Annotated in this window: 27 protein-coding genes and 2 pseudogenes; 21 read left to right on the top strand and 8 right to left on the bottom strand. The window is 41.8% G+C overall.

Going from position 1 to position 26269, the window contains the following annotated elements:
* The first annotated feature begins 10 nt into the window (after positions 1-10).
* From nuoE to ACEO2X_RS02220, 13 genes are all read left to right on the top strand, one after another.
* Positions 11-520, top strand: coding sequence for an NADH-quinone oxidoreductase subunit NuoE (gene nuoE, locus ACEO2X_RS02280; protein ID WP_004975451.1), 510 nt, complete (start codon positions 11-13; stop codon positions 518-520).
* Positions 517-1854, top strand: coding sequence for an NADH-quinone oxidoreductase subunit NuoF (nuoF, locus tag ACEO2X_RS02275; protein ID WP_371971015.1), 1338 nt, complete (start codon positions 517-519; stop codon positions 1852-1854). The genes nuoE and nuoF overlap by 4 nt, the downstream gene beginning before the upstream one ends.
* A gap of 11 nt (positions 1855-1865) precedes the next feature.
* A complete protein-coding gene (nuoG, locus tag ACEO2X_RS02270; RefSeq protein WP_131261530.1) occupies positions 1866-4550 on the top strand; it encodes an NADH-quinone oxidoreductase subunit NuoG in 2685 nt (894 codons plus the stop codon).
* 3 nt (positions 4551-4553) lie between these two features.
* The gene (gene nuoH / locus ACEO2X_RS02265) at positions 4554-5573 is read left to right on the top strand and encodes an NADH-quinone oxidoreductase subunit NuoH (RefSeq protein WP_004975457.1); all 1020 of its coding nucleotides are present in this window, start codon (positions 4554-4556) and stop codon (positions 5571-5573) included.
* Between the two features lie 18 nt (positions 5574-5591).
* Complete coding sequence (nuoI, locus tag ACEO2X_RS02260) at positions 5592-6134, top strand: NADH-quinone oxidoreductase subunit NuoI (RefSeq protein WP_004975460.1); 543 nt, start codon at positions 5592-5594, stop codon at positions 6132-6134.
* Positions 6134-6652, top strand: coding sequence for an NADH-quinone oxidoreductase subunit J (nuoJ, locus tag ACEO2X_RS02255; RefSeq protein ID WP_171062597.1), 519 nt, complete (start codon positions 6134-6136; stop codon positions 6650-6652). Before nuoI ends, nuoJ begins: the two co-directional genes overlap by 1 nt.
* Positions 6652-6960: an NADH-quinone oxidoreductase subunit NuoK gene (gene nuoK, locus ACEO2X_RS02250; RefSeq protein ID WP_004975463.1), complete on the top strand. Its 309-nt coding sequence runs from the start codon at positions 6652-6654 to the stop codon at positions 6958-6960. The genes nuoJ and nuoK overlap by 1 nt, the downstream gene beginning before the upstream one ends.
* Positions 6957-8852 (top strand): NADH-quinone oxidoreductase subunit L, encoded by a 1896-nt coding sequence (nuoL, locus tag ACEO2X_RS02245; RefSeq protein ID WP_104852361.1) that lies wholly within the window; start codon positions 6957-6959, stop codon positions 8850-8852. Before nuoK ends, nuoL begins: the two co-directional genes overlap by 4 nt.
* Position 8853: 1 nt before the next feature.
* Entirely contained in the window at positions 8854-10467 is a 1614-nt protein-coding gene (gene nuoM / locus ACEO2X_RS02240) for an NADH-quinone oxidoreductase subunit M (RefSeq protein WP_371971014.1), read from the top strand.
* A 3-nt stretch (positions 10468-10470) separates the two neighbouring features.
* Entirely contained in the window at positions 10471-11964 is a 1494-nt protein-coding gene (gene nuoN, locus ACEO2X_RS02235) for an NADH-quinone oxidoreductase subunit NuoN (protein ID WP_096901804.1), read from the top strand.
* Positions 11965-12090: 126 nt separating this feature from the next.
* On the top strand, positions 12091-12726 hold the full coding sequence (upp, locus tag ACEO2X_RS02230) for a uracil phosphoribosyltransferase (protein ID WP_371971013.1): 636 nt from the start codon (positions 12091-12093) through the stop codon (positions 12724-12726).
* A gap of 112 nt (positions 12727-12838) precedes the next feature.
* Complete coding sequence (locus ACEO2X_RS02225) at positions 12839-13132, top strand: cold shock domain-containing protein (RefSeq protein ID WP_004663739.1); 294 nt, start codon at positions 12839-12841, stop codon at positions 13130-13132.
* A gap of 188 nt (positions 13133-13320) precedes the next feature.
* Positions 13321-14073 carry an excalibur calcium-binding domain-containing protein gene (locus tag ACEO2X_RS02220; protein WP_371971012.1) on the top strand — a complete coding sequence of 251 codons (753 nt, stop codon included), beginning with the start codon at positions 13321-13323 and terminating at the stop codon, positions 14071-14073.
* Positions 14074-14086: 13 nt separating this feature from the next.
* Here ACEO2X_RS02220 and gigC read toward each other — a convergent pair whose 3' ends face one another.
* Positions 14087-14971, bottom strand: coding sequence for a LysR family transcriptional regulator GigC (gigC, locus tag ACEO2X_RS02215; RefSeq protein WP_371971011.1), 885 nt, complete (start codon positions 14969-14971; stop codon positions 14087-14089).
* An 84-nt stretch (positions 14972-15055) separates the two neighbouring features.
* Here gigC and ACEO2X_RS02210 point away from each other — a divergent pair, with 84 nt between their 5' ends.
* The 3 genes from ACEO2X_RS02210 to ACEO2X_RS02200 are packed head-to-tail and all read left to right on the top strand — an operon-like array spanning position 15056 to position 16380.
* Positions 15056-15817 (top strand): ferredoxin--NADP reductase, encoded by a 762-nt coding sequence (locus ACEO2X_RS02210; protein ID WP_371971010.1) that lies wholly within the window; start codon positions 15056-15058, stop codon positions 15815-15817.
* The gene (locus ACEO2X_RS02205) at positions 15795-16088 is read left to right on the top strand and encodes a hypothetical protein (protein WP_371971009.1); all 294 of its coding nucleotides are present in this window, start codon (positions 15795-15797) and stop codon (positions 16086-16088) included. The genes ACEO2X_RS02210 and ACEO2X_RS02205 overlap by 23 nt, the downstream gene beginning before the upstream one ends.
* A complete protein-coding gene (locus tag ACEO2X_RS02200) occupies positions 16066-16380 on the top strand; it encodes a hypothetical protein (RefSeq protein ID WP_371971008.1) in 315 nt (104 codons plus the stop codon). The genes ACEO2X_RS02205 and ACEO2X_RS02200 overlap by 23 nt, the downstream gene beginning before the upstream one ends.
* 238 nt (positions 16381-16618) lie before the next feature.
* Here the strand turns inward: ACEO2X_RS02200 and ACEO2X_RS02195 are convergent, their stop codons facing one another.
* Positions 16619-17041 (bottom strand): hypothetical protein, encoded by a 423-nt coding sequence (locus ACEO2X_RS02195; protein ID WP_004975486.1) that lies wholly within the window; start codon positions 17039-17041, stop codon positions 16619-16621.
* Between the two features lie 201 nt (positions 17042-17242).
* On the opposite strand from ACEO2X_RS02195, the gene ACEO2X_RS02190 reads away from it, so the two are divergent.
* From ACEO2X_RS02190 to ACEO2X_RS02175, 4 genes are all read left to right on the top strand, one after another.
* Positions 17243-17521 carry a hypothetical protein gene (locus tag ACEO2X_RS02190; protein WP_371971007.1) on the top strand — a complete coding sequence of 93 codons (279 nt, stop codon included), beginning with the start codon at positions 17243-17245 and terminating at the stop codon, positions 17519-17521.
* Between the two features lie 254 nt (positions 17522-17775).
* Entirely contained in the window at positions 17776-19497 is a 1722-nt protein-coding gene (locus tag ACEO2X_RS02185; RefSeq protein WP_371971006.1) for a mechanosensitive ion channel, read from the top strand.
* Positions 19498-19592: 95 nt separating this feature from the next.
* The gene (locus ACEO2X_RS02180) at positions 19593-19763 is read left to right on the top strand and encodes a hypothetical protein (RefSeq protein WP_004975491.1); all 171 of its coding nucleotides are present in this window, start codon (positions 19593-19595) and stop codon (positions 19761-19763) included.
* 169 nt (positions 19764-19932) lie between these two features.
* Complete coding sequence (locus ACEO2X_RS02175; protein WP_004975492.1) at positions 19933-20100, top strand: hypothetical protein; 168 nt, start codon at positions 19933-19935, stop codon at positions 20098-20100.
* A 182-nt stretch (positions 20101-20282) separates the two neighbouring features.
* On the opposite strand, the gene ACEO2X_RS02170 is transcribed toward ACEO2X_RS02175, so the two are convergent.
* The 5 genes and pseudogenes from ACEO2X_RS02170 to ACEO2X_RS02150 all read right to left on the bottom strand — a co-directional run bounded on the left by ACEO2X_RS02170 (position 20283) and on the right by ACEO2X_RS02150 (position 24803).
* Positions 20283-21479: an NAD(P)/FAD-dependent oxidoreductase gene (locus ACEO2X_RS02170; RefSeq protein WP_371971005.1), complete on the bottom strand. Its 1197-nt coding sequence runs from the start codon at positions 21477-21479 to the stop codon at positions 20283-20285.
* 53 nt (positions 21480-21532) lie between these two features.
* The gene (locus ACEO2X_RS02165; RefSeq protein ID WP_371971004.1) at positions 21533-22405 is read right to left on the bottom strand and encodes a 1-aminocyclopropane-1-carboxylate deaminase/D-cysteine desulfhydrase; all 873 of its coding nucleotides are present in this window, start codon (positions 22403-22405) and stop codon (positions 21533-21535) included.
* Between the two features lie 67 nt (positions 22406-22472).
* Positions 22473-22664 (bottom strand): annotated as a pseudogene (locus ACEO2X_RS02160) (HlyD family secretion protein); the annotation flags it as partial.
* Positions 22659-23046 (bottom strand): annotated as a pseudogene (locus tag ACEO2X_RS02155) (IS4 family transposase); the annotation flags it as partial. The pseudogenes ACEO2X_RS02160 and ACEO2X_RS02155, both read right to left, overlap by 6 nt.
* Positions 23047-23180: 134 nt before the next feature.
* Positions 23181-24803, bottom strand: coding sequence for an oleate hydratase (locus ACEO2X_RS02150; RefSeq protein ID WP_371971003.1), 1623 nt, complete (start codon positions 24801-24803; stop codon positions 23181-23183).
* A 356-nt stretch (positions 24804-25159) separates the two neighbouring features.
* Here ACEO2X_RS02150 and ACEO2X_RS02145 point away from each other — a divergent pair, with 356 nt between their 5' ends.
* Positions 25160-25783, top strand: coding sequence for a LysE family translocator (locus ACEO2X_RS02145; protein WP_180064456.1), 624 nt, complete (start codon positions 25160-25162; stop codon positions 25781-25783).
* Positions 25784-25832: 49 nt separating this feature from the next.
* Here ACEO2X_RS02145 and ACEO2X_RS02140 read toward each other — a convergent pair whose 3' ends face one another.
* Positions 25833-26189, bottom strand: a complete 357-nt coding sequence (locus tag ACEO2X_RS02140; protein WP_136144675.1) for a hypothetical protein — start codon at positions 26187-26189, stop codon at positions 25833-25835.
* Between the last annotated feature and the right edge of the window lie 80 nt (positions 26190-26269).

Below are 26269 nucleotides of genomic sequence, written 5' to 3'. Positions count from 1 at the left end.
TAAACGCATTATGATGATTTTGACTGATAAAAAGCCACGTGTGAATGTTGAAGGGATTTTGACTGCGGAAGAAATCCATGAAATTGAACATCACATTGGTCATTATCCGTACCCACGTGCAGCATCTTTAGATGCCTTGAAGTGTGTACAGCGCCGTAATGGCTGGGTAGATGATGCGCAGCTCAATGCGATTGCACAGCTTCTCACCATCAGCGTTGCTGATTTAGAAGGTGTCGCAACATTCTATAACCGTATTTATCGCCAGCCTGTAGGTCGTCACGTGATTTTATTGTGTGACTCGATTGCATGCTTTTTGATGGGTGCAGAAACACTGGCAGAAGCATTCCAGCGTGAATTAGGCATTCAGTTTGGTCAAACGACTGCAGATGGTCGTTTCACGTTATTGCCAATTTGCTGTTTAGGAAATTGCGATAAGGGTCCAACCTTGATGATTGATGAAGATACTCACGGTTTAGTTGAGGTGACATCGGTGCAACAGTTATTGGAGAAGTATGTATGAATACCGAACCAAGACCAATTTATGGTGACGGTAACCCAGAAACGCATCCATTAACTTGGCGTTTAAGCAAGCAAGAGCACGTGCGTAATGCAGATGATTACGAAGCACTAGAAGGCTATGCAGGCTTTAAGAAAGCGATTTCTATGCCGCCTAAAGATGTGCTTGAAGTCATTAAAGCTGCGACAGTGAAAGGTCGTGGTGGTGCAGGCTTCCCAGCAGGGATCAAATGGTCACTGATGGCACCAAACGACAATTCAGGTCCACGTTACCTGATTTGTAATGCCGATGAGATGGAACCGGGTACTTTCAAAGACCGTTTGTTGATGGAAAAACTTCCACACCAACTGATTGAAGGTATGCTGATTGCTGCGTACACGCTTGAAGCTACCCACGGCTATATCTTTATTCGTGGCGAATACATCGAAGCTGCACAGTACTTAAATGAAGCGATTGAGCAAATCCGTGCCAAAGGTTATTTGGGCGAAAACATTTTAGGTACCAACTGGGGCTTTGAGCTATACGTACACACAGGCGCAGGTCGTTATATCTGTGGTGAAGAAACCGCATTGATTAACTCGCTTGAAGGTCGTCGTGCAAACCCACGTACTAAACCACCATTCCCGCAAGTTGCAGGGGCATGGGGTCGTCCAACGATTGTCAACAACGTAGAAACCTATAACAACTTACCTGCAATCATGTTACGTGGTGCAGAGTGGTATATCGGTTTATCTGCAGGCAAATCGAAAGATCCAGGTACAAAAATTTACGGTGCTTCTGGTAAGGTGAAATTCCCAGGTCTATGGGAGCTTCCATTTGGTACGACTGCACGTGAAGTAATTGAAGACTATGCGGGTGGCATGCGTGATGGCTTGAAGCTAAAAGCATGGTTACCGGGTGGTGCGTCTACCGACTTCTTGGCAGCAGAACACATTGACTTGCCAATGGATGCAGAAAGCATCATGAAGGCAGGTTCACGTTTAGGTACGTGTTTGCTTATGGTGGTCGATGAAACCCAATGTATGGTTTCTGCAACCCGTAACTTAGAAGAATTCTTTGCGCGCGAATCATGTGGTTTCTGTACCCCATGTCGTGATGGTTTACCGTGGGCTGTAAAAGCACTCAAAGCAATTGAAAATGGCGAAGGGAGAGAAGAAGACATTCAACATCTTCAAGAACTCACCAAAAAATTGTGGATTGGTAAGACCTTCTGTGCTCACGCACCAGGTGCGATGGAGCCATTAATGGGCGCACTCAAATATTTCCGTGGCGAGTTTGAAGCAAAAGTGGCAAATAGCCGTCCTGCTGCTCAAGCTAGCAACGTAGAACAAGCTTAAGGAATTCGACTATGGCTACAATTCATGTCGATGGAAAATCGTACGAAGTCAATGGCTCGGAAAACTTGCTGCAAGCATGTTTGAGCCTTGGGATCGACATTCCGTACTTTTGTTGGCATCCATCCTTAGGTTCTGTCGGTTCTTGCCGTCAATGTGCCGTGACCCAATATGCGAACCCTGAAGATACTCGTGGTCGCTTGGTGATGTCATGTATGACACCTGCTGCTGACAATACCTATATCTCGATTGAAGACAAGGAAGCAACTGAGTTCCGTGCTTCAATTGTAGAGTTCTTGATGACCAACCACCCACACGACTGTCCAGTCTGTGAAGAAGGTGGTCACTGTCATTTACAAGATATGACTGTAATGACACAGCACGATCGTCGTCGTTACCGCTTTACTAAACGTACTCACTATAACCAAGAGCTTGGTTCGTTCATCGCGCATGAAATGAACCGTTGTATCGCGTGTTATCGTTGCGTGCGTTACTACAAAGACTATGCAGGCGGTACAGACTTTGGTGTCTATGCCAACGCATCACGTGTTTACTTTGGTCGTCCTGAATCGGGTACTTTGGAATCTGAATTCTCAGGTAACTTGACTGAAGTCTGTCCAACAGGTGTATTCACCGACAAAACTCACTCTGCGCGTTATAACCGTAAGTGGGACATGCAGTATGCGCCTAGCGTATGCCAAGGCTGTTCTTCAGGTTGTAACATCTCTCCGGGTGAGCGTTATGGCGAATTGCGTCGTGTAGAAAACCGCTTTAACGGTGAAGTCAACCAATACTTCCTATGCGATAAAGGTCGATTCGGTACAGGTTATGTGAACCGTGAAGATCGTCCACGTCAGCCTCAGTTCCGTAACGGTGCGAGCGTAGAAACCGTTTCTGTAGATGCTGCACTTGATACGATTATTGCCAAAGTTCAAGGCAAAAAAGTTTTGGGTATTGGTTCACCGCGTGCATCGCTTGAATCAAACTTTGCTTTGCGTGAGTTGGTTGGCCAAGACAACTACTCAACAGGTTTATCGCAAAAAGAGCAAAACTTGGTTGAACTTGCAGCTTCCATCATGCAAACCGAAGGGATTTACAACCCGGGTATGCGTGAAATTGAAGACTACGATGCTGTGTTAATTTTGGGTGAAGATTTAACCCAAACTGCACCACGTATGGCGTTGTCTGTTCGTCAAGCGGCGAAAAACAAAGCCAAAGAAATGGCGGCAGAGCGTCGTACGCCAGATTGGTTGGCTGAACCTGTGCAACGTATTGCGCAAGATGCAAAATCACCAATTTACATTTTGGCTGCAACGCAAACTCGTTTAGCTGATGTCGCAACAGGTGAAGTGGTTGCTTCTCCAAATGATATCGCACGTTTAGGTTTTGCCATTGCTGCTGCGGTTGCAGGTGACGTGATCACAGGTTTAGATGACGATGCGAAAGCATTTGCACAAACCATTGCTGACACGTTAAAAGCTGCGAAAAAACCATTGGTGATTTCAGGTACAAGCTTACTAGACGCTGCCATTATGGAAGCGGCTGCACAAGTGGCACAAAACTTGGGTGAAAACGCAGGTTTAAGCTTAACTGTGCCAGAAGTGAACTCAATGGGCTTGGCTATTTTTGGTGGTCAAAGCTTAGAGCAAGCATTTGCGCAAGATTACGATGCTGTGATTGTGGTTGAAAATGACTTATATCGTCGTTTACCTGCAGTACAAGTCGATGCAGCTTTAGCGAAAGCACAAGATGTCATCGTGCTAGATCATGCTGAAACCGCAACTGTGCAAAAAGCCAATATCGTACTTTCTGCAGCAAGCTTCGCGGAAGGTGATGGTACGGTGGTGAGTCAGGAAGGTCGTGCACAACGCTTCTTTCAAGTTTATGACCCAAGCTACTACAAACCTGAATTGGCGATTAAAGAATCTTGGCGCTGGTTACACGCACTTGAAACAGGCTTAAAAGGCAAAGCAATTGCTTGGACTGTTTTAGATGACGTGATTGAATCTGTAGTGAAGAATGTTCCAGCACTTGAAGCAATTCAAGATGTTGCACCAGATGCAGGTTTCCGTGTACATGGCTTAAAAGTTGCGCGTGAACCACGTCGTTACTCAGGTCGTACCGCTATGCGTGCACCGTTATCCATTCACGAACCAAAACAACCTGTCGATGTAGATTCAGCATTAACATTCTCTATGGAAGGTTATGTGGGTAATCAAACGCCAGCGGCACTTGTACCATTTGCTTGGTCTGCAGGTTGGAACTCGCCACAAGCTTGGAACAAATTCCAAGACAACGTGGGTGGTCACTTAAAAGGTGGTGACGCAGGTATTCGTTTATTCGACCGTTTGGCGAAACGTCCTGCACGTAGCTATGTTGCACCTGCACCAGTACTTGCAAATCCAGACAGCTTCCGTTTAATTCCAATGCATCACATTTTTGCATCGGGGGAATTTACGGTGAAAACTCCTGCAATGGAATCACGTATTCCTGAAGCAGTATTTGCTGTAGGTACGCAGGATGCGCAGCGTTTGAATCTACAAGATGGTCAAACAATTACTGTACAAGCAGGCGAAACATCTATCGTGTTGCCAGTACAAGTGATTGAATATTTACCTACAGGTTATATTGGCTACCCAATTGGTCTTGCACCAACGGTATCTCTTGCAGAGCCTGTTTCAGTCGCGGTAGGAGTGTAATTCATGCAACAAGAATTAATCCGTCAGACGCCGCTGTGGGCTGAGAACTGGCCAATTGCCTATTCAGTCATTCAAGCGATTGTCATCTTACTGGTTGTGGTATTGATTGCTGCACTCATGTCTTTTATTGAGCGTCGTTTACTGGGCTTATGGCAAGACCGTTATGGTCCGAACCGTGTAGGTCCAGGCGGTATGTTCCAGATTGTTGCCGACATGCTGAAAATCATGTTCAAAGAAGACTGGACACCAAAATTTGCCGACAAACTTACGTTCCGTATGGCACCAGCAGTTGCAATGGCAACTGCGGTACTGTCGTTCATGGTTATTCCTGTATCACCTTATTTAGGTGTGGCAGACATGAGCATTGGCCTGTTGTTCTTTATGGCAATGGCAGGTATCGCAGTGTATGCGGTGTTATTTGGTGGTTGGTCATCAAACAACAAATACGCATTGCTTGGTGGTTTACGTTCAGCCGCTCAAACCATTTCTTATGAAGTGTTCTTGGGTATTTCACTCATGGGTGTGGTTGCTATTGCAGGCTCATTCAACATGCGTGAAATTGTTGAAGCGCAACGTGATGTTTGGTTTGTGATTCCACAATTCTTAGGTTTCTTGATTTTCGTGGTTGCAGGCGTTGCGGTAACTCACCGTCACCCATTTGACCAACCAGAAGCAGAACAAGAATTGGCTGAAGGTTATCACGTCGAATATGGCGGTATGAAGTGGGGGATGTTCTTCGTTGCAGAATATGTCAACGTGGTACTGATCTCTGCGCTTATCGTGACTCTATTCTTCGGTGGATGGCTAGCGCCGTTTAACCTTGAAATTCCATTCATTCCAGCAGCTTTCTGGTTCATTATCAAAACAGCATTCTTTGTGATGATGTTTGTCTTGGCTCGTGGTTCTTTAATGCGTCCGCGTTATGACCAAGTGATGAACTTTGGTTGGAAAATTTGCTTGCCATTGGCGCTTGTTAACCTTTTGGTAACTGGTGCTGTGATTCTTATGAATCATTCGGCCTAAGACAGCAGGGAGAACAATATGTTTAAGTTTCTAGCTGGGTTTGGGTCAATTGTACGTTCACTGTGGATGGTTTTCTCGCACGTGACACGTAAACGTGACACCATTTTGTATCCGGAAGTACCAGCCGAAGAAATTGTACCTCCACGCTTCCGTGGTCGTATTGTGTTAACACGCGATCCAGATGGCGAAGAGCGTTGTGTAGCATGTAACCTCTGTGCAGTTGCTTGTCCAGTAGGTTGTATTTCACTGCAAAAAGCAGAACAGGAAGATGGTCGTTGGTACCCAGAGTTTTTCCGTATCAACTTCTCACGCTGTATTTTCTGCGGTATGTGTGAAGAAGCATGCCCAACGACTGCAATTCAGTTAACACCTGACTTCGAGTTAGGTGAATATGTGCGTCAAGACTTGGTGTATGAGAAAGAACACTTACTCATTTCAGGTCCTGGTAAATATCCTGACTACAACTTCTACCGTGTAACGGGTATGGCTGTTACAGGTAAAGACAAAGGTCAAGCGCAACGTGAAAGCGCACCTATTGATGTACGGAGTCTATTACCATGATGTGGCCGTTTTACTTGATGGCACTCGTGGCCATTGTTTCTACGGTTCGTGTAGTGACTAACGCGAACCCAGTACATGCTTTATTAAGCTTGATCGTGTCATTACTTGCGGTTGCAGGCATGTTCATGATCGTGGGTGCACCATTTGCTGGTGCCTTGGAAATCATTGTTTATGCGGGTGCGATCATGGTCTTGTTCGTATTCGTGGTGATGATGCTCAACCTTGGTCAGCAAACCGTTGAACAAGAGCGTAAATGGTTGACTTCATCAACTTGGGCATACCCAGCTTTGATGAGCTTCCTAATTGGTTTGGTTTTAGTGTGGTCATTAAGCTCAGACTACACTGCACCAAGCGCGCTTATGGGCACCGAAATGGTGGGTCCAAAAGCAGTGGGTCAAGCACTCTTTACTCAGTACTTATTGTTGGTTGAAGTTGCCGCAATGTTATTACTTGCAGCTTTAGTTGCAGGCTTCCACATCGGTAAACGTGAACCAAGTGCAGAAGAGGAAAAAGAATAATGGGCAACATCCCTTTAGAACATGGTTTGATTGTCGCGACCATTCTTTTTGCACTCGGTTTTTACGGTGTGATGGTGCGACGCAACCTACTATTTATTTTAATGGGCCTTGAAATCATGATGAACGCTGCGGCACTGGCGTTTGTTTTGGCTGGTAGTGCATGGGTACAACCAGATGGTCAGATCATGTTTATCTTGATCTTGACACTTGCTGCGGCAGAGGCGTGTATCGGTCTTGCGATCGTCCTTCAGTTCTATCATCGCTTCCATCATTTGGATGTGGATGCTGCTAGTGAGATGCGCGGATGAGTTATTTATATCTAACAGTATTGTTTCCGCTCATTGGTTTTATCCTTTTAGCGGCAGGGCGTAACAACTTACCTGAAAAAGTTGCTGCGATTATTGGCGTAGGTTCAGTGGGTCTGTCTGCATTATTTGCGCTAATTGCAGGCATGGACTTTGTGAACAACGGTTCGGTTGCAACGACTCAACATTTATGGACTTGGTTCAATGTGGGTGGTTTTGCACCTGCGTTTAGCTTGCACTTAGACGGTTTATCTTTGCTCATGCTGGGCATGATTACAGGCGTGGGTTTCTTAATTCACATCTTTGCATCATGGTATATGCGTGGTGAAGAAGACTTTGCACGTTTCTTCTCTTACTTCAACTTGTTCGTTGCGAGCATGTTGTTGTTGGTACTTGGCGATAACTTGGCGTTATTGTTCCTAGGTTGGGAAGGTGTAGGTTTGTGCTCTTACTTGCTGATTGGTTATTACTACCAAAACCCTGCAAACGGTTTTGCAGCAATCAAAGCATTTACCGTAACACGTGTGGGTGACGTTTTCCTACTGATCGCGTTGTTCTTGTTGTATCAACAATTTGGTACGTTGAACACACAATACATCGTAGAAAATGCAGCCAATGTAATGACTCAAAGCTCGTCGATCACCATTTGGACAGCGTTAATGTTGTTCTTGGGTGCTGCGGGTAAATCTGCACAAATTCCGTTGCAAACTTGGTTAGCCGATGCGATGGCAGGTCCTACACCTGTATCTGCATTAATCCACGCTGCAACCATGGTAACTGCGGGTGTTTACTTATGCTGCCGTATGTTCAGCGTATTTGAACTTGCACCTGAAGTGATGTTATTCATTTCAATTACAGGTGCTGTGACCTTGCTAGTTGCTGGTTTTGCAGCATTGGTTCAAACCGACATCAAACGTATTTTGGCTTACTCAACTATGAGTCAGCTGGGTTATATGTTTATGGCAGTTGGTGCAGAAGCATACCAAGCGGGTCTATTCCACATGTTAACTCACGCATTCTTCAAGGCATTATTATTCTTGTCTTCTGGTGCGGTGATTTTGGCTTACCATCACGAACAAAATATTTTCAAAATGGGTGGCTTGTTCTACAAGAACAAATTCCTGTTTGCATGTTTCGCGATTGGTGGCGGTGCATTGGCAGCGATTCCATTCTTGACCATTGGTTTCTTCTCAAAAGACGCTATTTTGGCAGCAGTTTGGACGCAAAGTCATATCGCAGGTATTCCGCTATATAACACCTTATATTGGGTGGGTGTAGCAGGTGCATTCTTAACGTCAATTTATACATTCCGCTTAATTTGGGTTGTATTCTTTGGTAAAGAAAACACACCGTATCACGAGATCAAAGGCGCAACTTACTGGTTCCCATTGGCAGTGCTTGCAGCACTTTCAACTGGTTTAGCGATTGTATTAAAAGCACCAGTGATGAGCATTCTTGATGCTGCAAAAATCCCAGCATTTGTGATTCCTGAAGCATTAGAAGCAGGTGCGCATGGTGCAGAGTATGTTGCAATTGGTGTGGCTTTGGCTGGTTTAGCTGTAGGCGTGGTGTTATTTGCCTTTGCTTACAACGCTGTAAAAGGTTTCGCGCAAACTTCATTGGGTGCGGGTCTTGCCAATATTTGCCGTAATGCACTTGGTTTCGATGCGTTGTATGACATTGTATTTGTAAAACCATACTTGCTGATTGCCAAACTATTAGGTCGTGATCCAGTTGATGGTATGTGGTTAGTACTGCCTGCACTGGTGAAAGGTGGTCATAGCTTCACAAGTTCACGTCAAACTGGTTCATTACGTGAGTACGCATCGAGTATGGCACTTGGTGTGGTGGTCTTACTAATGATCTTGATCGTGATTCAGGTCGTGGGGAAATAAGATGGATACTCCAAACAATTTAATTCTACCCGCGCTGATCCTTGTTCCGTTCATTGCAGGTTTTATTTGCTGGTTGGTCGATAAACTCGACGATAAATTACCGCGTTACATTGCTTTAGTGGGCATGCTTGTTACTTTGGGCTTAACTGTCGCATTGTGGCAAGGTGCTAGCTATAACTATGAATTAGGCGCTCAAGTTCCAACTTGGTCGGCTGAATTTATGTTGCCTTGGATTCAAACCCTAGGCATCAACATTCACTTAGCGGTGGATGGCTTATCTTTACTCATGGTGGGTTTAACTGCATTACTGGGTATTTTAGCGGTAGGCTGTTCATTTGGTGAAATTCAAAAGAACGTCGGTTTCTTCCACCTTAACCTTTTATGGTCTTTGGGTGGGGTAATTGGTGTATTCCTTGCGATTGACTTGTTCCTGTTCTTCTTCTTCTGGGAGATGATGCTTGTACCAATCTACTTCCTGATTGCGTTATGGGGTCATAAAGGTTCAAACGGTCGTTCACGTGTTTACGCTGCAACCAAATTCTTTATCTACACGCAAGTTGCTGGTTTAATCATGTTGATTGGTATTTTAGGTCTAGTGATCTATGGATACATGATGTCAGGTACTATTTCATTCAACTACAACTATTTATTGGCTGTAGCGAATACCCTTGACGCACAATTACCAGCAGTCGCTTATGCCTTCATGATCTGTTTATTCATCGGTTTTGCGGTAAAACTTCCAGTTTTCCCATTACATGGTTGGTTACCAGATGCACACGCGCAAGCGCCTACAGCGGGTTCTGTCGACCTTGCAGGTATTTTGATTAAAACTGCGGCATACGGTTTATTACGTTTCGTGATTCCATTCTTCCCAGCGGCTTCTGCTCAGTTTGCAGACATCGCCATTATTTTGGGTTTAATTGGTGTGTTCTACGGCGCGTGGTGTGCTTTCCAGCAAACCGATATGAAGCGTTTACTTGCCTATACCTCAATTTCGCACATGGGCTTCGTATTACTTGCAATTTATGCAGGTAATATCCTGACTTACCAAGGCTTAATGATCATGATGTTGGCACATGGCTTGTCATCTGCTGCATTGTTCATTATGTGTGGTCAAATTTACGAGCGCGTACATACACGTGATATGCGTTTAATGGGCGGTATTCGTGGTCAATTCCAATACCTTTCATTCTTCCTCATGTTCTTTGTGGCTGCGTTAGTCGGTATTCCTGGTTTAGGTAACTTTATTGGTGAATTCCTGATTTTGATCGGTTCATTTGAACAGTTCCCAGCCTTCACAATTATTGCGGCAATCAGCTTAGTTTTTGCAGGTGTTTACGGTTTAATCCTGATTCACAAAGCTTTGTTTGGTGTACCAAATGAAGAGCAAAAACAGCACTATGCAAATCCGTTAAAAGATTTAAATGCACGTGAAGTTGTGATTCTTTCAATTTGTGCGCTGGGTCTAGTATGGCTTGGTCTGTATCCACAAACCTTCCTTGATATTTCAAATTCAAGTATGGCGTGGTTAGCAAATAGCTACATCCCAGTTCAAGAAGTAGTTGAAGTTACGCAAGAAGTAACAGCTCAACTCGAAAATGTGGAGATCCAATAAGCCATGAACTTCACAATGTCATTTTCTGAGCTTATGCCTTTAGCTCCTGTGATGATCGTGGCTTTAACTGCGATTGTCGTGATGATCCTTACTGCAATTAAGCGTAACCATAACTTAATTGCTACAGCATCAGTGGTGGGCTTGAACCTCGCTGCTGCTTACCTTTTACTCATGATGTTTGGCGGGAACTTTGCTCCTGCCAGCGTGATGGGCATGTTTATGATTGATCCGTTCACCTTGTTATATCAACTGGTGATTCTGATCGCAGCATTGGCATGTTCTACTTTGTCTCATGCATATATTGAGACCTATAAAGACAACCGCGAAGAACTCTACATCTTAATGTTGTGTTCGGTAGCGGGCGCTATGTTGATGGTGTCAAGTTCGCACTATGCATCGTTCTTCATTAGCCTTGAGTTAATGTCAATTCCTGTTTATGGCTTATTGGCATATACCCACCAGCGTTCTAAATCTTTAGAAGCGGGCGTGAAGTACTTAGTATTGTCTGCAACTGCATCAGCAATGTTGCTTATGGGTATGGCGTACATTTATGCGTACACAGGTTCATTGTCGTTCTATGACTCTGTTCAAGCATTAATGCAAAACATCCAACAGCCATTGGTGATTTTAGGTCTAGGCTTAATTGTCTTTGCTGTGGCATTTAAACTGTCTTTGGCACCATTCCACAAATGGACACCAGACGTTTATGACGGTGCGCCTGCACCAATCGCAACCTTCCTTGCGACTGCAGCGAAAGTAGCAACCATTGGTTTGTTCGTGCGTTACATTTTGGGTTCAGGTGCAATCCTGATCGACTCGATTGTGACCATCATGACCATTATTGCCGTGCTTTCAATTTTGGTAGGTAACTTCCTTGCTGTACGTCAAGTGAACTTGAAACGTATTTTGGCTTACTCATCAATTGCACACTTTGGTTATTTGTTGATTGGTTTAATCAGCATGACTTATGCAAGCTTGGGCAATGTCAGCGTTTATGTGATTACTTATGTCTTAACCACTATTGGTGCGTTTGGTGCAGTCGCATTAATGTCTAGCCCGTATAACAACGTAGCTGAAGCAGAAAGCTTGGCTGACTACCGTGGTTTGTTCTGGCGTCGTCCAGTATTGACTGCTGTCTTAACCGTGATGATGCTTTCTCTTGCGGGTATTCCACTCACTGCAGGCTTCATTGGTAAGTTCTTGGTAGTGATGGCTGCGGTCACGACTCAGCACTGGTTCTTAGCTGCGATGATCATCGTAGGTTCAGGTATTGGTTTGTACTACTACTTGCGCGTTATGGTGGTGATGTATATGACACCGCCAGATGAACCAAAAATGGACGCTGTTGATCATTGGGGGCAAAAAGTGGGCGGTATTATGGTATTGGTTGCAGCTTTAGCGGTATTGGTGATTGGTGTTTATCCAGACCCAATTATCAAAATGGCACTTGAAGCTGAAATTTTGTCACCCATCCATTTCATGCTGTCACAGCAATAATTTGAAAGAAGTTTAACTTTCAGTCAAAAAGCCTTCATAAATTGAAGGCTTTTTGGTTTATATACACAATAAAAACAGCATATAATAAAAGGATATTTGCTTTTCTTTCCTTTTAGGTGTTCTCCCGTGGCTATTCATGAAATCCGTCATCCACTTATTCGTCATAAATTAGGGCTATTACGTCGTGCAGACATCAGCACCAAAAACTTCCGTGAATTAGCACAAGAAGTGACCATGTTGCTGACTTATGAGGCGACTAAAGATTTGCCAGTGGTCGAGCACGAAATTGCGGGTTGGAATGGTGCAGTCACTGTAGACCGTATTGCGGGTAAAAAAATTACGGTTGTGCCAATTTTACGTGCAGGTATTGGCATGTTAGATGGTTTCTTGAACCTGATTCCAAGTGCTAAAGTGTCTGTACTTGGCTTGGAACGCGATGAAGAAACTTTAGAAGCGCGTACTTACTACAAAAAATTAGTACCAGATGTACAAAATCGTATCGCGATGATTATTGACCCTATGCTTGCCACAGGTTCATCTTTAGTGGCAGCAATTGATTTGCTCAAAGCCAGTGGTTGTAAAGACATCCGTGTGATGGTGTTGGTCGCAGCGCCAGAAGGCATTCAACGTGTAGAAGCCGCGCACCCAGATGTGGTGATCTTTACTGCATCGGTTGATGAAGGTTTAAACCGAGATGGTTATATTGTGCCTGGCCTGGGTGATGCAGGCGATAAAATTTTTGGTAGTGTTCAAAAAGATTAATTTTTGAAAATATGCTTAAAACAGAGACTTGAACCGTACTGTTTTCAAGGGTGGATTTAAAGTCTCTTTTTTATATACTGAAATACAGTACTTGCAAAATTAGGTGAATGTCATGAAGAAAGAATTCTATCAGGGAAAAGTTAAACAATATAATCCAGACAAAGGGTTTGGTTTTATTGCAACTGCTGAAGGCGAGATCTTTTTTCATATTTCAGATTTTCCTGCATCGGAGGGTGAGCCGAAACGAAATGAAAAAGTAAAATTTGTAGCCCTAGAAAATAATGGAAAATTTAAAGCAGTACAAATTGAACGAGTAGATCCGAATCCTGCAAAAACTAAAAAAAATAAAATATTGGCTCATAATGAATCGATTACATCAGAATTGTTATCAAACTTTCGACGTTAGGAGAATGCATGATGAATCGCTCATCAGCAAATAAAAATACTTGCTTTTACTTTATCGCAGTCTAACAGGGCAGCATTATTTTTTGTGATGATGTCAAATTTGATATATTACGTGTTGAATTTTTTGGGGTAATCTGATGCTAAAAACTGGAATAATTAAAAAATATTATAAAGAATGGGGGTGTCATTATGCAAAGTGATATTGATATTGTAGTTACTCAAAGTAAGGCTTTGGAAGCATTGCTGGAGCAAAAATTTGGAGCTACTGGGCGTGGTTTGCATGAAAAATTAACTAGCATTGAATATCAGCTTGAAGTTGGGCTAGTGAAGAATATACGTTGGATAGCCACTATGCGTAATAAAGTGGTACATGAAAATTTCCAATTGATCAATCAAGATGATTTTTTAAGAAGTTGTCAGCGTGCTTTAGAGGGTTTACAAAATACCCAAAATACTTTGAGAATTGTTGGTAAAACTAAAGAAGTCAATACCGTAAATTGGAGTTTTTCATCACAAAACTCGCAACATACAACGTCGGAACGAGTAAATTCCTCATCACGAAATTCATATAACACAACACCCAAACGTATCGTATCTCATTCAAGAAGAAAAACTAAACGAAAAAATGAATCAGGTGGTTTTTTTGGGACAATCATTACAGTCATTATTATTGGCATAATCGGCTATTTTGTGTATGGTTTTATTCAAGACTCTTTGCATCGTAATGAATTGACAAATCAACCTGTAATACAGGAAACCTTAGAAATAGCAAATACTCAAGCAGTAAATAGCAACCCTAATCATTTTCAATGTGATGGTAGAAAACATTGTTCTCAAATGCGATCACTTGAAGAGGCACGTTGGTTTGTAAGAAATTGTCCAGATACAAAAATGGATAGTGATCATGATGGTGAGCCATGTGAAAATGATTCACGTTGGTAAAAAAAGATCAGGTTTAAACCTGATCTTCACAAAAATGTAAAAAGGCTTTGAGCCCAGGCCCTTGGTATTTCTGACGATGCACCAACATGAATAACGGGCGCGTCAGTTGCCAGAAAGGTGTATCCAAAATTACCAATTGACCTTTTTCTAGTAAAGGTTCAATCGCCAATCGTGAAATACACGACATACCAATTCCACCTGCGACAATTTTTAAAATCGCTTCGTTATGACCCAAAGTTAAACGAATATTGGCATCAGGCAGGTCTTTTAAAATTGCATTGTCAAACACTTCACGGGTACCTGAACCTTCTTCACGTAAAATCCACTCGGCGTCTTCAAAATCTGCGATACTTAAAGCACGGTTTAACTGCGCTAAAGGATGACTTGGTGCACAGCACACTGCAAGCTCATCATCACGCCAATGAATACATTGGAGTTGTGGCAAGTGACAAGAGCCTTCTATCAGGGCTAAATCTAGCTGAAACTGATTTACAGCTTCAATCATTTGGCGGGTATTGCCCACTTGTAATTGTAAATGCGCCTGTGGCTGAATTTGCAAAAAGTCTGCCATTAAATCAGGCATCAAATAGTCACTGATGGTGAGGGTTGCACCTAAACGCAAATCGATGCTTTGTAGTTCGCCTTTAGCAGCTTGCTCAAACGCTTCACAACGCCCCAAAATTTCTAAGGCTTGTGGCAATAAAAAACGACCTAAATCGTTCAGCTGTAGGCGCTTACCCAAACGGTCAAACAGTGGAGCGCCTAAGCCATCTTCCAAATCTGCTAAGGCCATGCTTGCAGCACTTTGGGTGAGCTTAACGGCATCACTGGCTTTGGTTACTGTCCCTTCTTGGGCAACTGCTACAAAAACCGCCAACTGGCGTAAAGTCATGCGCATGAATCAAGCCTTAACATTTAAAAATATTCATAAATTACCCCAACATGCTAACATGAGCACAGTCTTTCATGCCACGCTCAAATCATGTCAATTGAAAAATTTACTTTAGAAAAAGTGCTTTCGGTTCATCGTTGGACCAACACCTTGTTTAGCTTCACCATGACTCGTCCTGCGCACTTTAAATTTACCGCAGGGCAGTTTGCACGTATCGGGTTAAAAGTGGATGATGAATTGGTGGTACGTGCTTATTCGGTGGTGTCATCACCCTTTGATGAAACTTTAGAGTTTTTCTCGATTGTCGTGCCAGATGGTGCATTTACTTCTAACTTGCAGCACCTTCAAGTGGGCGATGAGCTGTACTTGGAAAAAATCCCTTATGGTTTTTTGACCTTGGCGCGTTATCAGTTGCCTGCGCCACACGATTTATGGTTGTTGGCCACAGGTACAGGTCTTGCACCGTTTTTATCCATGCTGCAAGATTTTGAAACGTGGACAAAATATCAATATATTTATTTGATTTATAGCGTGCGCAGCGCAGCCGAATTGGCTTATGTCGATAAAATTCAAGAAATTGCCGAAACTTTTGGCGAAGGGCATTCGGGCTTTAAATTTATCCCAATTGTCACCCGCGACCCTCAAGCTGCTTTGCATGATCGTTTACCTGTATTAATTGCTAATGGCGAATTGGAACAGGCTGCAGGCAGTGTACTCAACCCTGAAACCAGCCATGTGATGTTATGCGGTAACCCTGCCATGGTCGATGACACCAAAGAAGCCTTAAAAGCGCGTGGTTTAAGCATGAACCGCCGCGGGGAAGGTAATATTGCAGTTGAAAATTATTGGTGAGGATGTGATACAACTATTCAAATATCAACTGTTCAAATATATAGCCAGCGCAGGGCTGATGTTTATAGTCGCACAAACCGTACAGGCTGAAACGGTGGAAACTCAGGTTGCTGTGCAAGATCACGTACTCATTTATGATGGGTCACTTAGCCCTGAAGCCAACGCACGTGCAGCGGAATTACTTAAACAGTCAGATAAAATTGATACCTTAAAAATCAACAGTCGGGGTGGCGAGATCGGCTTAGGTATTGATTTGGGCAATTTGCTTTGACCATCAACTTAATGTAGAAGTTGCGCAGTATTGCTTTTCTTCTTGTGCCAATTATGTGTTTCCTGCGGGCAAAGTAAAATATTTAAACTTGCGTAGTCAGTTGGGTTGGCATGGTGGCAGTTTGCAAAAAATGCAATTTGAAAGTGCCGAAATGGAACAAATGTATAATGAATATATTGGCCCAATCCGTGCAAAGGAAACCGCTTTTTTTCAGAAAATTAAAGTTCAGCAAAGCTCAACCATTGCAGGGCAGACTCCTGAATATGAAAAATATCAAGCGCTATACATCTAAGAAAATGCGAAGTTTTGGCATAGATCAGGTGCGTTTTAAGCAGGTTTTGTGGCTGCCTAAATCGAGTTTTGAAAATAAATGTATTTTCACAATTCGCTAAAAATTGGTTGTTGAGGTGATCTTCACCATTCATATAAAAACCTCATCTACAACGCTGCAGATGAGGTTTTTGCTTGGTGCGATTCAATTTTGAAAGCAACTTTTGAACGCAATGCTTGAAAGTGACTCTTCAAAGAAATTAGTGCACAAACATATCCATATATTCGCGGATTTCCTGAATCGCGCTATCGACATCGCTACTTAGCCAAGTCGGTTCAAAAAAACCTGCATAATGCTCTAAGCGCTCTTGAGGAACCACCAAACGCACAGGACATTCTTCTTCAAGTAAGCGCCACGGTAAAATTGGCACTTCATTATCCAGAAATGCAGCAATGTTGCGAATATCAATGATCATGGCATTCACACAATCTGGAAATGGCATGACCGAAAACTCTTCGGTACGACGACGGAAATATTCCAAATCGCCCCATTTGAGCAGATAGCTGGGCTTGCTAAATTCAATAATACCAATGAGATGCCCATCACGGGTATAGTGCAAGGCACATTGATGAGTGACGTCAGTGTCAAGATCAAGCGATACACTTTGTTGACGATACGCCATAAAGTTCAAAGTACACAAAAAAACGGTACGTGATTATAGCGCATTTCCCCGTGAGAGGCAGCTTTGTCGATATTGGGCAACATAGGTGGTACTTGAGGTATATTACATCTTTTCACCATCTTGCTATGTATTGTCACACAATAAGCGTGAGGAGCTTGTTAGTATGAAAATTCATCAGATAAATACATAAGTGAGGGGAACATGCCGCATGAATTCAATAAACCACCTCATGTAAACTCAGCTGAAGACATTAAGCGAAAAAAACGTATTCCAGTCTATATGCTTCTACTGGTGGGAATCTTTTTATTGGCATTGCTGATTTACATGATGGCGGATCGCAATCCGAGTCCGAGCGAAGCACCTCCTGGACATCCTAATCCAACCGTACAACAAGCAACGCCAAATAGCACGACAACGGGCACAGCTGGAGATGAAGCACGTGCAGAGGACAGCAATACTGCAACAGCAACAGATCGGTAGTTTAGCCTAAGCGTCAAAAAATCGTATTTACAAATTCAGCCTTGCCTAGATGCAGGGCTTTTTTGTGGATTTTCACAAGGTTTATTGTCCCTCCTTTGTAGAATTGTTGCGATTCTGCATCCCAAGGTTGAATAAAAAATATGCAAATTCTATGGTGGGTAGAGCTTTACTCAATAATTTGAATCGATAAAAAGCAGTTTTGCGCTGCGGCGCAAACCAAAAAATGAAGCTAAACACCATGAGGATTAAATAAGATGAATGATTACTTAAATGACAACCTACATGGTAGAGGTTTTGAAGCCATGTATTATTTGGAGCAATTTCAGCCGATTCTGGCGGCTGTTGCAATATTGCTGATAGGATGGGTTGTGGCGTTACTCGTGGCTGGAGGGGTTAAAAAAGTCCTACAAAAATTGGGTACGGATCATAAACTATCAAATGCAACGGGGCATCGTTCAAATATTGAAGTGATTGTGTCGCGGGTCGTGTTTTGGGTGATTTTAATTATTGCGGTCATTGGTGCGCTGAATGTGTTGAATCTGACCAGTGTCAGTGGGCCATTCAGTAATATGATTCAGCAGTTCTTACTGTTTATTCCTTCTTTACTGGCTGCTGTAGCCGTTGCTTTTATTGGGTGGATTTTGGCAAATCTGGTCAAAGTGGGGATGCAAAAACTGTTGGCACGTACTCAGTTGGATGAAAAACTCAGCGCCGATGTGGGTGTGAGTGGCTTAAGTCAAAATATCAGTGAAATTGTTTATTGGCTGATTTTATTGCTGTTCTTGCCAATTGTGCTGTCAATTTTAGGCTTAAACGGTCTGTTGTTCCCTGTGCAAAACATGGTGAATGAAGTTGTGCTGTATTTACCGAACATCTTCATTGCAGGTGTGATTGTTTTTGTAGGATACATTCTGGCAAAAATTGTTCGTGGCATTGTCGAAGGTTTATTGGGTAGCTTGAATATTCAACAGCATGCTGAAAAAGTTGGCATCTTCAAAAATTCAAATTTACCTAAATTACTCGGTTCGTTTGTTTTCGCCTTGGTGATCATCACAGCCTTGATTATTGGTTTTGAGGCACTTGGCATTGAAGCTATTTCTCAGCCTGCGACTGCCATGTTGTATGAAATTATGAATGCGATCCCGCATATTATTGCGGCAGGTCTGATTCTTATTTTGGCTTATGTGGTGTCGCGTTTTGTAGCCAATATTGTGGTGGAAGTGGTTGCAGGCACAGGAGTCGATGATATTCCTGCCAAACTCGACTTACAGCGCTTTTTAGGTACGACTAAAATTTCATGTGTGCTTGGTTATCTGATCGTATTCTTTACCATGCTATTTGCGGTATCTGAAGCGGCGAACCGTTTGGGCTTTGATCAAGTCAGCGGCTTGATTGCCATGTTTATCCAATTTAGTGCAGATATCCTGTTGGGTGCTGTCATTTTGGTGGTGGGTTTCTGGCTTGCGAATTTGGTTGCCAAAGTGGTACAGCGCGGTGAATATAACAGCTCGCGTTGGTTGGCAAACTTAGTCCGTATTTTAATTATGGGCTTGGTGGTTGCCATGGGCTTACGCGCGATGGGTATTGCAGACTCGATTGTGAACTTGGCTTTTGGTTTAACCCTCGGTTCTGTTGCAGTGGCTTTCGCACTTGCCTTTGGTTTAGGTGGTCGTCAACCTGCAGAGCGTGTGTTAACTGATTTGATTGATAAAGCTAAACGTGAGGCAAATCAACCGAATCCTTTGCACAAGACAGAAACGGCAACGTCAGCATCAAGTGTGATGACACCTATTGTATCTGAGCAGCCGCAAGCGTCTGTAAGTGATGTGACTACAACACCTGAAGCGGCAACTGATCATGCAGTGCCAGATACGTTAAAGGTTGATCCTGAACATCCACCAGTCAACAACCCATTTGGTTCGACAGGTGAGGCTGAACCAGATGTCGATGAACATCCAAAAAATGACCCGAAATAACCTGTTCAAATTTTGATTTGAATCGCTAAGATGATCGACCAATCACCGTATTGGTCGATTTCTTTTCGGTATTCATTAAAAAAGAGGAAACGATAATGTCCAAATCAGCACCCGATAAGTTTTTTGCCCCAATCGTGATTGCTGGCATCACCATCGGCTTTTTTGTTGCAGCCTATAAATTTGTTTTTGCCAAGCCAGAAGCCACCGCAAAACCAACTGAAAATGTTGAGAAAAATCATCCAAAAGAGGATAGACCAAGCTCTTAAATTATGTTAAAAATTAATCAACTTTGGCAGGAATGAGCCAAAGACTGATTTGGATAAATCAGATCAATAGCTTGGAAAGCTTGATGAGGGTTTAAGGGAAAAATAAAAAACTTGGGTTTTAACCAAGCTGAAATATTTGAGTCTTAAAATTCGCGCAAGGATGACAATAATGAGAGAAATCAATATGCTAAACAAATTACGTATCAGTTTAAAAGTTCAAGTGGCAAATTCGTTACCTATGCATCAACAAAATGCTGTGCTTAAAATGCAGCAAACTGAATCACGTTTGGCAAATACGCCAAAATTGGTATTATTTCGTACCGATTATTTAGAATAAAATAACAGGATTCACGTATTGCTAAGTCTTTATAGTACGTGACGGTGTTAAAGAAAAAGCCAGTTTAGAAAAAACTGGCTTTTGTTATTTATAATTTGATTCGCAAGATCAATATTGATTCATTTAGACTCGAAGCATTGCTATCACATACTTTTATTTAAGTGTTTCATCTAAAAGCGAACTTAAACATACTCCGATGCTGCATGTGCAGATGACCATGCCCATTGAAAGTTATAGCCACCTAAATGTCCTGTCACATCTAAAACCTCACCAACAAAATACAGGCCTTTTTGTTTTTTACTTTCCATGGTTTTTGAAGACACTTCTTGCGTATCTATACCACCTAAAGTAACTTCGGCAGTACGATAACCTTCTGTACCCGATGGTTTGACTTCAAAGGCATTTAAACGCGCGGCAATTTGTTCTAGCTTTTCATCACTGATATTGCCAATTGCCGTTTCAGAGAGTGCAGGCCAAATCAGTTGCTGTAATTCAGCCACTACACTTTTTGGCAGATGCTCGCTGAGTATGGTGCGCAGTAAAACTTTAGGACTGCTTTGCTTTTTATTTTTAAAAAAGTCATAGAGTTCTAAGTAAGGTAAAAAGTTAATTTTAAAACTTTGTCCGACATCCCAATAATTAGAAAGCTGTAAGGCACTCGGCCCACTCAAACCGCGATGGGTGAATAGCAATGCTTCGGTAAAACTAGTCAATGAATTTGATAAAGTCGCATCCACCGCATTACCGCTTAAACGTGTAGTGACTTCTTTAAAGCTGTCTGAGAAGGTAAAAGGCACTAAACCTGCACGGGTCGGGTAAACACGATGACCAAATTGTTTGGCAATTTCATAGCCAATTCCAGAGCCACCTAAAGTTGGAATAGATAAACCGCCAGTTGCTACGACGACAGCGCTTGCTTGGAAATAACCCAAAGTCGTTGCAATTTGAAAACCTTGATCATCTACCGCATTCACGGCTTTGACTTCACAATTGGTTTGAATATCGACCAATTTGGTTTTTTCACATTCGGCTAAGAGCATGGCTAAAATTTCTTTAGCGCCGTTTAAAGTGAATAATTGTCCGTGTTTGCGTTCTTCATATTCAATGCCGTATTCGCAGACTAAACCAATAAAATCCCAATTGGTATAACGGGTGAGTGCAGAAATGACAAAGTGTGGATTATGTGAAATATAATGGTTTGGCTCGACTTCTAAGTTGGTAAAGTTACATTTACCACCACCCGACATCAGAATTTTTTTGCCCACTTTATTGGCTTTTTCCAGTACCACAACCGAACGCCCACGTTTACCAGCCTCTGCAGCCAACATCAAGCCTGATGCACCTGCACCTAAAACAACAACATCAACCTGATGAACCATGAGTATTACTCGGTAGACGAAAAGCGAGCAATTATAAAAGATTTGTGGGGGTTTTAATATGTTTTAAGCTTTCCTTGCAACCCACCTGTATGAATGGCCAGGATTCGAGTGTGGGCAGGGAAATGATTGTGCTGGATTAAATCAAGAAGTCCCATCATCATTTTACCTGTATAAATGTGTTCGAGTGGAATTTGATATTTTTGCTCAAAATTTTGAATAAATTTCAATAATTCAGGTGTAGTTTTGGCATAGCCGCCACCACAATAGGCATCGGTTAAAGACCAATTGCTTTTATCGGTCCATTGTTGAATGTCCTGTTTGAGAAAATCACCTTTCAAGGCTGAAAATCCTAAAACTTGCTGTTGTTCCGAGCTACTTTCAATGATGCCCACAATTGTTCCACCAGTACCCACAGCACAACAAATTACGTCATAATTTTCTAAATCATCAGGGGAGAGGATTTCCTGTGTCCCTTGAATGGCAAGGGAATTGCTTCCACCCTCTGGAATAATAAAGGCTTGAGGATATTGCTGTTGAAGTTGTTGTAAATATTCCACTTCATGGCGCAGACGATATTCGGCTCGGCTAACAAAATGCAGTTGCATGCCAAAATCTTGCGCTGTTTGTAGGGTAGGATTTAAGTCTTGGGTCGCAAGTTCTTGACCACGAATGATGCCAATACTTTGAAAGCCAAAGCGTTGAGCTGCATAAGCCGTTGCTGCAATATGATTGGAAAATGCACCGCCAAAAGTGAGGACTTGAGAAAAACCTTGCTGTTGTGCTGCCAAGAGGTTGTATTTAAGTTTAAAAAACTTGTTGCCCGAAATCTGGGGATGAATCTGATCAAGGCGTTTGATGGTTAGTTGAACAGGCTGGGGAAGTTCTAATGTTTGATAAGGGGTAGGAAAAGCAATGTGATCAAACATTTTTTGCGAACGAGAAATGAATTTGACCACATTGTAAATGTATTTGATTGAGAATGTCAGTGTTGGTTTATGAGTCGGTATCCACCGACGTGATTACCGACATACCAGGGCGTAGATTTTCGATCCCTTTTTGATTCGGATCAATGGTGATACGTACCGCTATACGTTGAACGACTTTGGTAAAATTTACTGTGGGATTGTCAGGTTTAAGTACACTGAACTCTGAACCCGCAGCGGGGGAAATCTGTTCCACATGGCCTGGTTCATTGAGCAATGTCCAAACAATAGTTATCGCTATTCCACGATAGACGATGGCTAACATCAAGATAGTGATATCTCGTTTTCCCCATTTCCAGTTGGTTCTATCCAAAGTTAATTGGACTTTATCGAATAAAAATATATTGAAAATTAATTGAGAAATTTGACGATAATCGAAATACTGATCTGCAAAGAAGCGTTGTATACATCGATAAAATGATTGTGGTAAGCACGTGAGGGGTAAGGCTTTAGATGCAGAAGAAAGATTACATGTCTGTTTTTACAATTAATGCCAGCATAATCAGTGTAAAACATTTTACATGTGACTTGTTCCACTTTAGATATTTGTTTAAGATGAGATGTAACTCATTGAAATGTGTCATCATATTCGTCGTCAGAAAACAAGTATTATGCCATTATTTCAATGAGTTATCTTTTTTTGTCGTGTACAAAGATCGTTTTATCAAAGTAAGTTGAATAACCATAGGGCAGCAATTACCCTATGGCTTTTTAAAATTTAATGAAAAACTGCTTCCAAAGCATTTAAGCCAACTTTAGGATCGAGTAAACCATTGTAAATCTCTGGAATTTCACGTTCGACACCTAAGAGCTGATAAATGGCAATCATGGCACAACGTACGGAATATTCCACAGTAAAAACCACATCATCTTCAAGCTCTACGAATTGACCTAAGAAAGCAAAGTTGACCGCATTTTCTGGAATGACCAATGGACGATCACCTGCTTTACGACATGCAAATAGGGCAGAAGCATAAGGCATCATTACTGTGGTAATGTCGGTATGTGCCAACACATGATCCAAGATGTCATCGAAACCAAGTTGATGAATCAACTCAATTAAAATCTCTTGACCCGTCGCTTCACTCATCGGTTTTTTAATGTAATCGCCGATATGGTCAATTTCAAAACCATAACCCCATAAGGTGAATTTACCTTCTGGTAAGTCAGCAAAATGCGGTTGAGCTGGAACGACCACAGATAGATGCCAACCAGATTCAAACCAAGTCATGAGTGCACCTGTACCCGGTTCATTTCCTGTGTAATCAATAATCCGTTTTAGCAGCACATCATCATGCATGGTGAGCGTAAAGGATTTCCATTTATGCTCATCAATGTTGCCATAGAAGGTCATTGGACGACCAAAATCAGGAGCTTTTTGAGCCAATGTTTCCCACAAACGCCAGCCATGATCTTGTCGATCACGAATCAGCTCAGGAACATCGAATTTATCGCCATAACGTGAATCAGCCGTAATCGAACCTAAAGTAAAGAGCGCAAGATCATGCTCACCCAGTTGAATTTGTTCAGTGCCTTCTGGAATGTTGACATAAAGTTGGGTTGCCTTACGTTCCTTCGTTTGGGCATCTTCGACAAAGTCTGCATCTGTGACATAACTACCGAACCGAACATCAACGCCTTGTTCCACCAACCAGCGTTGTAGAGGATGAATCATTGAATCATATTGATTGTATTTAGTTCGTTTCACACCTGCTAAGGTATGGATGCGTGGTAATTCTTGAATGAAACGTAGAAAATAACGGCGTAATTCCGCTGCGCTATGCCATTTTTGAAAGGCAAACGTGGTTCGCCACATCCGCCAAAAATTACTTTGGAAAAATGCATCATCAAAAAATTCATCAATACGGCGACTACCGATACGATCTTCTTTTAATGCCAGTAAACGTAACATTTGAGCACGGTTGAGCGTTGATAATCCCAATTTTTGAGCTTCTGCAATAATATGATTTGAGTCGATCAAACGTGCTTGAGCATTGGTTTTAACTTGTTCGTTAAATTCACGACATTCTTCACGAACAGAAATGTCTGGATTTTCTAAAGATGGGATGCTTGAAAATAAATCCCAAGTACACAAATAAGTCTCATCAGTTAGCATACGTCCACCACGTGTGACCCATGCTTGGTTCGGATTAAGCGGATAATGTCCACCATCCATCGAACCACCAGAAACATTCAATTCTTCTAAAATATGGATATGTTCGGCTGGCACTTTAGCATCACGAATCGCAAAAGCAGCAGCAGCCATACCAGCTATGCCTCCACCTACAATCCAAAGATGTGATTTAGAGCGGTCTAATGTTTTCAGTCTTTTATTTTGCATCTGATGTGCCTCGGTTGTAGTTCTAAAGAAAATTAAAGCCGTAATTTTATTATGGGATTATGTGTTTTAAAAATATATGAAAGTTCTGCTAAAAATCGATGATAAATTATTATCAGAAAAAAACTTTAATAGAAAAAATGGATGCACAATAAAATTTTACTGTTCATATGCTATGTTTTAACTGTTTGATATTAAAATTAAATTGAGTTTTTACTCTATTTTTGGTTTTTTACTAAATATCAAATTGCTTGAAAAATCCTTAAATTTATAAACATAAATCAAAAAAATTATATCTTCTATTATGGTTTTTTAAGTAAAATAAATAGTTGAAAATTATTCTAATCTTGAGGTCTATCTTGGAATCATTATTGATTTTAGGCTCTATTGCTTTGGCATTAATGTTGGGGGCAATTAGTCCTGGGCCTACCTTTATTTATGTGGCAAAAAATTCGATTGCCATTTCTCGTAAACATGGTTTATTTACGGCTTTAGGCACAGGTACGGGTGCAGCAATTTTTGGTTTATTGGCGGTGATGGGGTTGCAGGCTATTTTATTGGCTGTGCCTTCGGCATATTTGCTGCTTAAAATTTGCGGTGGTTTATATCTGTTATTTTTGGCTTATAAAATTGTGAAGCATGCCAAAGAGCCTATTCAAACTAATCTTGCAGATGGACAGCAAATGTCACTGCGCCGTGCGTTTACCACAGGTTTAATTACACAGTTATCTAACCCTAAAATTGCAATTGTCTTGGCGAGTATTTTTACAGCTTTGTTGCCTAAAGAAATTCCGAACTATTTTTATGTGGTGCTGCCAATTCTGTGTTTTTTTATTGATGCAGGTTGGTGTTCATTGGTTGCTGTAGCTTTGTCTGCAGAAAAACCACGTCAGGCTTATATTAAGTTTAAGGCTATTTTTGACCGTGCAGCAGGGGCGGTCATGACAGTATTGGGCTTAAAATTAATTTTTGGGATGAAGTGATTTTTGTATAAATCCCCTCTAGGGTGAGAGGATTTATACTTAGTACATATTATTTTTTACATTCTGGTTGAGAGCGATCAATAACTTGAGTGCCTTCAACGCGATAACCAATTTGACCTACAATGAATGCTTGGTTTAATTGAGTAATAACAACATCAGATAAAGCAACTGCACAGCGATCTTTTTCAATTGCACGATCTACAGCTGTTTTGAAGTTTGGAATACCTAAAGGAAATAATACAACAGGTACTTTATCTTCACCTGTAACTCGTTCACCTTTTACAAATTGATTTGAGTTTAAGTTATAGTTTTTCGTAGATGCGACAGTCATATCCGCCATACGTACTGAACAACCAGTGAAAGCAAGTGTCGATAAAGATAATGCGATTGCTAATACTTTTTTCATAAATACCCCTAAAATAATTTTAATAAATAAAAGCAGCGATATTTTAATTAGAATTATTTAGAAATCAATAAAATAATTAT

The sequence above is a fragment of the Acinetobacter sp. AL9 genome, from assembly GCF_041464035.1.
Classification (GTDB): domain Bacteria; phylum Pseudomonadota; class Gammaproteobacteria; order Pseudomonadales; family Moraxellaceae; genus Acinetobacter; species Acinetobacter towneri.
Note: the sequence above shows the minus strand (reverse complement) of the source record. Positions and strands in the feature narration are given on the sequence as shown.

Coding starts and splice junctions, on each gene's coding strand:
- ACEO2X_RS02210 (WP_371971010.1), top strand. CDS start 15,056: ATGTCAATTGAAAAATTTACTTTAGAAAAAGTGCTTTCGGTTCATCGT.
- ACEO2X_RS02185 (WP_371971006.1), top strand. CDS start 17,776: ATGAATGATTACTTAAATGACAACCTACATGGTAGAGGTTTTGAAGCC.
- nuoL (WP_104852361.1), top strand. CDS start 6,957: ATGAGTTATTTATATCTAACAGTATTGTTTCCGCTCATTGGTTTTATC.
- gigC (WP_371971011.1), bottom strand. CDS start 14,971: ATGCGCATGACTTTACGCCAGTTGGCGGTTTTTGTAGCAGTTGCCCAA.
- nuoN (WP_096901804.1), top strand. CDS start 10,471: ATGAACTTCACAATGTCATTTTCTGAGCTTATGCCTTTAGCTCCTGTG.
- nuoF (WP_371971015.1), top strand. CDS start 517: ATGAATACCGAACCAAGACCAATTTATGGTGACGGTAACCCAGAAACG.
- nuoI (WP_004975460.1), top strand. CDS start 5,592: ATGTTTAAGTTTCTAGCTGGGTTTGGGTCAATTGTACGTTCACTGTGG.
- nuoJ (WP_171062597.1), top strand. CDS start 6,134: ATGTGGCCGTTTTACTTGATGGCACTCGTGGCCATTGTTTCTACGGTT.
- ACEO2X_RS02195 (WP_004975486.1), bottom strand. CDS start 17,041: ATGGCGTATCGTCAACAAAGTGTATCGCTTGATCTTGACACTGACGTC.
- nuoH (WP_004975457.1), top strand. CDS start 4,554: ATGCAACAAGAATTAATCCGTCAGACGCCGCTGTGGGCTGAGAACTGG.
- ACEO2X_RS02175 (WP_004975492.1), top strand. CDS start 19,933: ATGAGAGAAATCAATATGCTAAACAAATTACGTATCAGTTTAAAAGTT.
- nuoK (WP_004975463.1), top strand. CDS start 6,652: ATGGGCAACATCCCTTTAGAACATGGTTTGATTGTCGCGACCATTCTT.
- nuoM (WP_371971014.1), top strand. CDS start 8,854: ATGGATACTCCAAACAATTTAATTCTACCCGCGCTGATCCTTGTTCCG.
- ACEO2X_RS02220 (WP_371971012.1), top strand. CDS start 13,321: ATGCAAAGTGATATTGATATTGTAGTTACTCAAAGTAAGGCTTTGGAA.
- ACEO2X_RS02180 (WP_004975491.1), top strand. CDS start 19,593: ATGTCCAAATCAGCACCCGATAAGTTTTTTGCCCCAATCGTGATTGCT.
- ACEO2X_RS02140 (WP_136144675.1), bottom strand. CDS start 26,189: ATGAAAAAAGTATTAGCAATCGCATTATCTTTATCGACACTTGCTTTC.
- ACEO2X_RS02225 (WP_004663739.1), top strand. CDS start 12,839: ATGAAGAAAGAATTCTATCAGGGAAAAGTTAAACAATATAATCCAGAC.
- ACEO2X_RS02170 (WP_371971005.1), bottom strand. CDS start 21,479: ATGGTTCATCAGGTTGATGTTGTTGTTTTAGGTGCAGGTGCATCAGGC.
- nuoG (WP_131261530.1), top strand. CDS start 1,866: ATGGCTACAATTCATGTCGATGGAAAATCGTACGAAGTCAATGGCTCG.
- ACEO2X_RS02150 (WP_371971003.1), bottom strand. CDS start 24,803: ATGCAAAATAAAAGACTGAAAACATTAGACCGCTCTAAATCACATCTT.
- ACEO2X_RS02165 (WP_371971004.1), bottom strand. CDS start 22,405: ATGTTTGATCACATTGCTTTTCCTACCCCTTATCAAACATTAGAACTT.
- nuoE (WP_004975451.1), top strand. CDS start 11: ATGATGATTTTGACTGATAAAAAGCCACGTGTGAATGTTGAAGGGATT.
- ACEO2X_RS02190 (WP_371971007.1), top strand. CDS start 17,243: ATGCCGCATGAATTCAATAAACCACCTCATGTAAACTCAGCTGAAGAC.